This window comes from Schnuerera sp. (assembly GCF_035459645.1).
Taxonomy (GTDB): Bacteria; Bacillota; Clostridia; order Tissierellales; family Tepidimicrobiaceae; genus Schnuerera.
In genome coordinates, this window is sequence record NZ_DATHXO010000152.1 from 1 (window position 1) to 1,664 (window position 1,664).

A 1,664-nucleotide genomic window follows, 5' to 3' on the forward strand; every position below is an offset into this window, starting at 1 on the left:
CCTCCCTATTTGTAATACTTTTTTAAAAAATACTAATAAAAAAATTATTCATATATATTATATCATAATTTTTTGTATATAATGATTTGTAAATATCTATTTCAATATTTATTTCTTATATATATTTCCTATAATTAAATAAATCAAAGCTCTGAAATGGTAAATTTAAAGCAGAATCTAACAATCCTTCATCTTTAACATCATCACTTCCACCTGTTTTTTCTGTTTTTTGAATAAGAAGGCTATGCATTTTTAATATTCGGGTTTTAATTAATCTTTTCATTTAGCTAATTGCTCAAATGCCTTCATATGTTTAAATAGTATTCTTTTAGCTACTTCATCTACTTCTTCATCACCTAGTATTTCTTCTTTTTGTAATTGGCTATAATCTATTAATTCATAACGAGGTACATTATTTTTCAAAATTACTGTAGCTCCATTTTCATCTACCAACCTAGCTACTTTTGAAAATTTTTGATTAACTTCTGAAATAGAAACCAAATTATTAATATTAATTTTCATAAAATCTTTACCTTCCTCTTATGCGTATTATATCCATTTTAGGACATATTCAACCTAAATAATAATAAATAGGTAATAACTTTTCATATTATGGTATTTCCAAGAATAAATACAATAAAGATATATTTCTAATTACAATATGCCTTCAATATTAACACTTATTTCATATAATTTATAAATTATATACATTAATTTTATAGCTTTAATTCATGTTATTTTCCCCATCAATAATAATCTTTTTACATTCTTCACAATAAAAAGCTTCTATACTATACCCTAATTTGATACCTTCCGCAAACCATTGTAAGAATATTCCCTTATCTTTCTCTTCAGGAATCCATTTAAGACAGTATCTATCTCCATGTATAAAACCTAATTTCATTTTTGCTCCACAGTATGGGCATATATTTATATTTTCCATTTATAGACCTCCCATTATATGAACAATATGTGTTGCACATTTATATACTGATGTTCATCTACTTAATACATTTAATCATCTAATAATCCATAGTACTCTACAAAACCATGTACTAAATCTACTACTACAACATATCTACAATCCTTATCCCCATACGTCTCATGCTTACCCTCTTCATATAGACTTGGATATAAATCTGGTGTCCTATTTAATTCAATATATTTGTCAACATACCTATTAACAAATTCATTTGCTAATTTTAGGGCATTATCTTGTGTTAGTTCACTCTCTTCTAATTCATGATGGTAACTCTTTAAATGATATCTTATTAGATTAGCCTTCTCACCAAACTCTGACTCGATTTTTATTGACACTTCATCTTCGTTTTCCATATTCCTCATATATAAAAGGCTACTATTTGGTATTGGTTTCCTGTAAGTAAAGATTTCGTCTCTTTTAAAGATATTCTCTGGTACATAATTTTCTAAGATATCATATAGTACTTCTATTTCTCTTTCGTAGTTATCCTTATCATCCTCTACAAATTCATAATCAGCATTAATCTTTCTAAAAGAACCCAATACCTTTAGCCCTTCATCATATATCTTCTTATATGAATCTACCGTTTCAGGATAGAATTGAAAATCGCTTCCAAATAATGCTTCAATATATTTTCCGTCACTATAGTCAAGCACATAATCATCTGAGCAAGTTAGCCCAG

Annotated in this window: 3 protein-coding genes and 1 pseudogene; all 4 read right to left on the reverse strand. The window is 26.9% G+C overall.

The genetic code is table 11. The annotated features are described in order from the left end of the window. Positions 1-115: 115 nt before the first annotated feature. Positions 116-283, reverse strand: coding sequence for a hypothetical protein (locus VK998_RS03560; RefSeq protein WP_325225558.1), 168 nt, complete (start codon positions 281-283; stop codon positions 116-118). Continuing rightward, a complete protein-coding gene (locus VK998_RS03565; protein WP_325225560.1) occupies positions 280-522 on the reverse strand; it encodes a type II toxin-antitoxin system Phd/YefM family antitoxin in 243 nt (80 codons plus the stop codon). The genes VK998_RS03560 and VK998_RS03565 overlap by 4 nt, the downstream gene beginning before the upstream one ends. A 202-nt stretch (positions 523-724) precedes the next feature. Next, positions 725-943 carry a PF20097 family protein gene (locus tag VK998_RS03570; RefSeq protein ID WP_005584748.1) on the reverse strand — a complete coding sequence of 73 codons (219 nt, stop codon included), beginning with the start codon at positions 941-943 and terminating at the stop codon, positions 725-727. Between the two features lie 71 nt (positions 944-1,014). Next, positions 1,015-1,664: pseudogene (locus VK998_RS03575) on the reverse strand (copper amine oxidase N-terminal domain-containing protein); the annotation flags it as partial.